This window comes from Streptomyces sp. BR123 (assembly GCF_013401435.1).
In the GTDB taxonomy this organism is placed as follows: Bacteria; Actinomycetota; Actinomycetes; order Streptomycetales; family Streptomycetaceae; genus Streptomyces.
In genome coordinates this window covers 1-5,887 of sequence record NZ_JACBGN010000392.1, presented here as the reverse complement: position 1 = coordinate 5,887, position 5,887 = coordinate 1, and the positions used below count along the sequence as shown (strand labels likewise).

At 69.0% G+C, this 5,887-nt stretch carries 5 protein-coding genes; 3 read left to right on the top strand and 2 right to left on the bottom strand.

Translation table 11 applies throughout. From position 1 onward, the window contains the following. The first annotated feature begins 372 nt into the window (after nucleotides 1–372). Nucleotides 373–495, top strand: coding sequence for a hypothetical protein (locus tag HYE82_RS38670; protein WP_256988040.1), 123 nt, complete (start codon nucleotides 373–375; stop codon nucleotides 493–495). A gap of 103 nt (nucleotides 496–598) precedes the next feature. Next, nucleotides 599–1,855 carry a protein-glutamine gamma-glutamyltransferase gene (locus HYE82_RS33475; RefSeq protein ID WP_179177981.1) on the top strand — a complete coding sequence of 419 codons (1,257 nt, stop codon included), beginning with the start codon at nucleotides 599–601 and terminating at the stop codon, nucleotides 1,853–1,855. Nucleotides 1,856–1,988: 133 nt separating this feature from the next. Here HYE82_RS33475 and HYE82_RS33470 read toward each other — a convergent pair whose 3' ends face one another. Beyond that, nucleotides 1,989–2,969 carry a GlxA family transcriptional regulator gene (locus tag HYE82_RS33470; RefSeq protein ID WP_179177980.1) on the bottom strand — a complete coding sequence of 327 codons (981 nt, stop codon included), beginning with the start codon at nucleotides 2,967–2,969 and terminating at the stop codon, nucleotides 1,989–1,991. Between the two features lie 219 nt (nucleotides 2,970–3,188). Here HYE82_RS33470 and HYE82_RS33465 point away from each other — a divergent pair, with 219 nt between their 5' ends. After that, entirely contained in the window at nucleotides 3,189–3,545 is a 357-nt protein-coding gene (locus HYE82_RS33465; protein WP_309144539.1) for a hypothetical protein, read from the top strand. A 160-nt stretch (nucleotides 3,546–3,705) separates the two neighbouring features. Here HYE82_RS33465 and HYE82_RS33460 read toward each other — a convergent pair. Then, nucleotides 3,706–5,887 (bottom strand): Orn/Lys/Arg decarboxylase N-terminal domain-containing protein (locus tag HYE82_RS33460; RefSeq protein WP_179177979.1); only part of this gene is annotated, 2,182 nt, incomplete at its 5' end.

Below are 5,887 nucleotides of genomic sequence, written 5' to 3'. Positions count from 1 at the left end.
GCCCGGCAGCGCATCAGCGTCCTGTTCGCCATGCTCCGCGATGGAACCTTCTACGAATCACGCCTCCCCGAAGCGGTCGCTGCATGACCAGCTCAGGCTTGACGAAAGACATAGAGGCACCCCCCCCGGCAGGGACAACGCACCACGAACGGGCGGGGAAGTGGTGCCACAGAGCGTCTTACCAGCCGTTCTGTAGAGGGCGGGAGAGACGACGGCCCTGGCGGCGGTGGCGAACCGGGGGAGCGGCCGCAGTGGCGAGTGGCGCGGATCGTGCGGTCCGTCCGGCGGCGGCGGGCTGCTTTTAGCAGCGCCCGGAGGCGGAAACACGGGACGCTGCCGCCGTGCATTCCAACGATGGGCAGGGCCGGACGCATGACGGAATACCGCCCGTCCGACAGCGTGGCCGATTCTGAAGTCATGGTGTTGCCGGGGAGTTGGCACAGCGACATGATCGCTTTCGTGCGCGCCGATCCTGATTCGAGAGTCGGCATGTGATGCGCCAATCCCTTCCATGCCATGCGAAGGGTGGCCGATTCTCGTTTCGGCCGGCGGCGTCCGTACCGCCATCGCGGTTTCACTGCAAGGGAGTTGTGAATTCATGCATAAGCGTCGGGCATTACTCGCCCTCAGCACTGTAGGCGTGGTCATGTGCACCACCGCGTTCATGCCATCGGTCAGTCTGGCCGCCGACCGCGACGGTGGAGGGAAGGAGGATTCCTACGCCGAGAGGCACGACCTGACGGTGGACGACGTCAGGCAGATCAACGCACTGAACGAGAGGGCCTTGGACCTGGGTCAGCCCGGCAAGCCCCCGCTCGGATTGCCGCCGGGTGCCGTCGAGTCCCTCAGGCCCTCCGCCTCGGCCGACGACCGGGTCACTCCTCCGGCCGAGCCCCTCGACAGGATGCCTGACGCGTACCGGGCCCACGGAGGCAGGGCCACTACAGACGTCAGCAACTACATACGCAAGTGGCAGCAGGCCTACAGCCATCGCGACGGCAAGGCGCGACAGATGACCGAAGCGCAGCGAGAACAGCTGTCCTACGGTTGTGTCGGAATCACCTGGGTCAACTCGGGGCCCTACCCGACGAACAAATTGGCGTTCGCTTCGTTCGACGAGAACAAGTACAACAGTGGCCTGAGGAACAACAGCCCCCGGCCGGGCGAGACGCGGGCCGAATTCGAAGGGCGCATCGCGAAGGGAAGCTTCGACGAAACGAAGGGCTTCAATCGCGCTCGTGATGTGGCATCCATCATGAACAAGGCCCTGGAGAATTCGCACGACGTGGGGGCCTACGTGAACAACCTCAAGGCGGAGCTCGCCAAGAGCAACGACCCGCTGCTTCACGAGGACGGCCGTTCCACCTTCTACTCGGCCCTCAGCAGCACGCCGTCCTTCAAGGAGCGTGACGGGGGGAACTTCGACCCGTCCAGGATGAAGGCGGTCGTCTACTCGAAGCACTTCTGGAGCGGGCAGGATCCGAGGAGCTCCTCCGGCAAGCGCAAGTACGGCGACCCGGATGCCTTCCGCCCGGACCGGCGAACAGGCCTCGTCGACATGTCGGGGGACAGGAACGTGCCGCGCAGTCCTGCCAACCCGGGCGAAGGATACGTCAACTTCGACTACGGCTGGTTCGGCGATCAGAAGGAACCGGATCCCAAGAAGACGGTATGGACCCACGCCAACCATTATCACTCGCCCGGTGGCGCCATGGGTCCGATGCAGGTGTACGAGAGCACCTTCCCGAACTGGTCAGCCGGGTACGCGGACTTCGACCGCGGAGCCTACGTGATCACATTCATACCGAAGAGCTGGAACACCGCCCCCGCCAAGGTGAAGCAGGGCTGGCCGTAACGGCCACGGACGGGAGTCCGGCCTCCGGGACGACCGCGGGCCTGGGCGCTCTCTGGATCAGGCATGAGCCTGCAGCCGGAAGTGACGCACCCTGGGCACCCGGGGGCCCGGTTCTCATACGGCGAAACCCCCCTCAGCCGGGCCCTGCGGCGGCTGCACGGTGTGCGGAACGGTAGCGGCCCGGGGAGATTCCATATCTGGCGGTGAAGGCCTGCCGGAGCGTCTCGGCGGACCCGAAGCCGCACCGTGCGGCCACGCTCGGCACCGGGAGCGTCGTCGAGGTCAGCAGGTGGGCTGCGGCCTCGGTTCTGGCCCGTCGCACGTATCGGCCGGGAGGCAGCCCCAGGTGTTCGACGAACAGGCGGTTCAGGTGACGCGGGGCCACACCGGCGAGCATGGCCAGCGCCCCGGCCGACAAGTCGTGGTCCGGGTGCTCAGCGATGTGCTCCACCAGTCGGCGGACCATGTCGTCGCGGGGCGGAGGAGCGGCGGTGAACAGGCTCACCTGCGCCTGGTTTCCCGGGCGCTGCAAATAGACGACCAGGTCGCGGGCGACTTGGCGAGCCAGGCCGGAGCCGTGGTCCTCCTCGATGAGGGCGAGGGTCAGGTCGATCGCGCTGGTGATTCCCGCCGCAGTGTAGACGTTCCCGTCCTTGATGTAGAGGGGGTCGGGATCCACGGTGACGGCGGGATGGCTCGCCGCCAGCCGGGCTGCGAACCGCCAGTGCGTGGTGGTGCGGCGACCGTCGAGGAGGCCCGCGGCGGCGAGGACGGCGGCCCCTGTGCACAGCGAAGCCACCCGGCGGCTCTCCCGTGCCAGTCGACGCACGTGTCCCACCAGCCGCACGTCCTGCGCGGCACGTTCGAAGCCGATGCCACCCGAGACGAAGAGCGTGTCCAGGGGACCCGTCATCCGTTCCAGCGATTCCTGGCTGAGCAGGAGGATCCCGGAACCACAGTCGATCGGTTCGCCGGCCGGTCCGGCAAGCCGGACGCGGTACGGGTGGGCGAGGTCCCCGATCCGGTTCGCCATCTGCAGCGCGGTCGTGACGCACGCGATATCCAGCAACTCGGCCGCTTCGTACCCGATCACCAGCATGAGCCGTTCCCCCATGAGGTGAGACCCTATGCCGGACGGACCTGCATCCCAAGGTTCGTGACAGGAAGAAGACGCGCGGGTCCAGGACCGGCCTGGCGGCCGCACCGTAGGTGCATGAATCCTCCCCGCGGGTCCCGCGCAGGCAGCACGACCGACGTCCCGCACGACGGCAGGGCCCGAACGGTTCGCGTTCTCCTGACCCGGTGTGCACGGCGCTGGCCCACCTGGCTCGCCGTGGCCCTTGTCGTCGTCACCTTCGCCGACGGTGCCGCGCCGTTCGAACTGCTCGCGGCCCTCCTCGTCGTTATGCCGCTGTGCTACCTGGCCTTCGGGGCGAGGCGCCGGGAGCTCGGCACACGGCGCGCACTGGCGGTCCAGTTGGCTGGCCTCGTGGTCTTCACGGCCGTGGGGCTCTTGGCGCTCGCGGTGGGCCCGCCGGGCGCCGGCTACGTCGTAGCGGCCGGGTGGTTCGCCCACGGCGTGTGGGATGCAGTGCACCATCGCACGGGCAAGGTCGTGCCGCGGGCCTGGTCGGAGTGGTGTGGTGTCGTGGATTTCCTCGGGGCGGCGGCGATCGTGCTGCTGACCTAGGCCCTTCCTCCAAGTGTCACCGCCGCTCCAGGCCTGGCCACCCCGGCGGCGTCCTGCACCGACGGCACACCCGCACACCCTTTTCCAGGGACGGGGCGCCGGGGCGGTGCTTGCGGAGCATGCGGCAAGCCGGAAGGATCGCGCCCCTCCGTGGGCCCTGTCAACGGCCTTCAAGAAACCGTGGGCGGAGGCATTCGATGAGGTAGTCGCCGGTGTCGGGGTCGGTGGTGACGCCGTGGGCCTCGCTGCCGAAGCCGGGGAAGGCGCGGTCGAAGGCTTCGAGGGCGGTGAGATAGCGCAGGAGGGGGCCGTCGGGGTCGCCGAGGGATTCGCCGGGCATCAGGACGGGGATTCCGGGCGGGGTGACAGTGACCATGGCCGCCGCGATCCGGTCGGCGGCGTCGGCCAGGCGGACGCGTTCGGTGCCGCCGCGGATGAGCTGCTGGTAGCAGTGGCGGGGCGGGTGGACCGGGGTGGGCAGGTCGTGGAAGGCCTCGTCGAGGGCAGTGATGAAGGCGCCGCGGGTGAGGTGCTCGTGCATCTGCGTGCACAGTTCACGCAGGGTGGTGCCGCGGTAGCGAGACCGATGGCGTTCCACGAGGGCGGGCAGGACCCGGTCGAGGGGGGCGTCGGTGTCGTAGAGGGCCTTGAAGTCCATCAGCGCGTCCACGAGGGTGCCCCACTTGCCCTTGGTGATGCCCATGGAGAACAGGATGAGGGTGGTGTAGCTGTCGGTCTTCTCGACGACGATGCCGCGGGTGGCGAGGTATTCGGTCAGGACCCGGGCGGGGATCCCCCAGGACTCGGTCCGGCCGGTGGCGTTGACGCCGGGGCAGGTGAGGGTGACCTTGACGGGATCGAGGAGGCAGTGGCCGTCTGTGAGACCGGCGAAGCCGTGCCAGGCGGCCCCGGGTTCGAGCTGCCAGCAGGAGGGGTCGGTGGCCAGGAGGGTGGCGGGAGCGTCGGCGAGGGGAATGCGGGTGCCCGTCGCGGGGTCGGTGACGTGTTCGGGCTGCCAGACTCCGAAGAACCAGTCCGGGCGGTCCGCGGCGGCGGTGATGCGGCGTCCGGTGCGGACGACTGCCTGCCGGAAGCGGATCGCCTCGGTGACGGCCTCGTCGATCAGCCACCGGCCCTGCGGGCCGTCCATCATCGCGGCGGCCACGTCGAGGGAGGCGATGCCCGGGTAGAAGGCGGAGGTGGTGCCGTGCATCATGAACGCCTCGTTGAAGCGGTCGTGTTCCACCGGCGCGCGCGGCGCGGGGCGGACGTGGACCATCGCGCACTGGGAGAGCGCGGCGAGGAGCTTGTGGGTGGAGTGGGTGGCGAACACGGTGGGCCGGTCGTCGGCCGGGAGCGTGTCCGCGGTCACGGCCATGCCGTAGCGCCCCTGGTAGAGGGGGTGGAAGCGGGCGTAGGCGAACCATGCCTCGTCGAAGTGGAGACGTGGGGTGCTGGGGGCGAGCGTTCGGGCGGTGGCCACGGTGTCGTAGCACAGGCCGTCGTACGTGGAGTTGGTGATGACCGCGTACTGGGCGTCGGGTGACACGGCGCCGACGGTGAGGGGATTGGCGGCGATGCGGGCGGCGATCGCGGCCGGGGCGGTGGTGGCGGGCGGGAGTGGTCCGGCGAGGCCGTATCCGTTGCGCGTCGGCACGAGGTAGACGGGGCGGGCGCCGGAGACGACCAGGCCGTGCAGGACCGACTTGTGGCAGTTGCGGTCGACGAGGGCGATTTCGTCGGCGGTGACGCTGTAGTGGCCGACCATGCGGTTGCACGTCGAGTCGCCGTGCAGGACGAAGTAGGTGCGCTCGGAACCGAAGACACGGGCGGCGTTGCGTTCGGCCTCGCCGATCGGTCCGCTGTGCTCGTAGAGCGAGCCGAGCTCCCCCACGGAGATCGACAGGTCGGTGCGGAAGAGGCGCTCGCCGTAGTAGTCGAAGAACGCCCGGCCGGCCGGCGATTTCAAGAACGCGACTCCGCCGGAGTGGGCGGGGGTGTGCCAGGAGTACTCGTGCGCGTCCTCGAACTGTTTCAGGGCGCGGAAGAACGGCGGGAGGACGTCTGCCAGGTAGGTGCGGGCGGCGGCCGTGACGCGGCCGGCGATGAAGGCGGGGGTGTCCTCCAGCGGCCAGATGTAGCCGACGACCGTCTCCGACACCCACAGCGGCAGGTGTTCGAGGTCGTGGTCGGAGCTGTCGGTCATCAGCAGGAAGACGGGCAGGTCCTTGAAGCGGTGCCGGATCCTGTCCAGGACCTCCGCCCCGCCCGTCGGCACCTCGGGACCGTCGGGCGTCGTTCCTGCGGGCCGGCGGTGGGCGGGGGCGGCACTGTCTCTTATA

Bases quoted from the DNA above. Each gene is read 5' to 3' on its own strand.
- HYE82_RS38670 (WP_256988040.1), top strand. From the start codon at position 373: ATGACGGAATACCGCCCGTCCGACAGCGTGGCCGATTCTGAAGTCATG.
- HYE82_RS33475 (WP_179177981.1), top strand. From the start codon at position 599: ATGCATAAGCGTCGGGCATTACTCGCCCTCAGCACTGTAGGCGTGGTC.
- HYE82_RS33470 (WP_179177980.1), bottom strand. From the start codon at position 2,969: ATGGGGGAACGGCTCATGCTGGTGATCGGGTACGAAGCGGCCGAGTTG.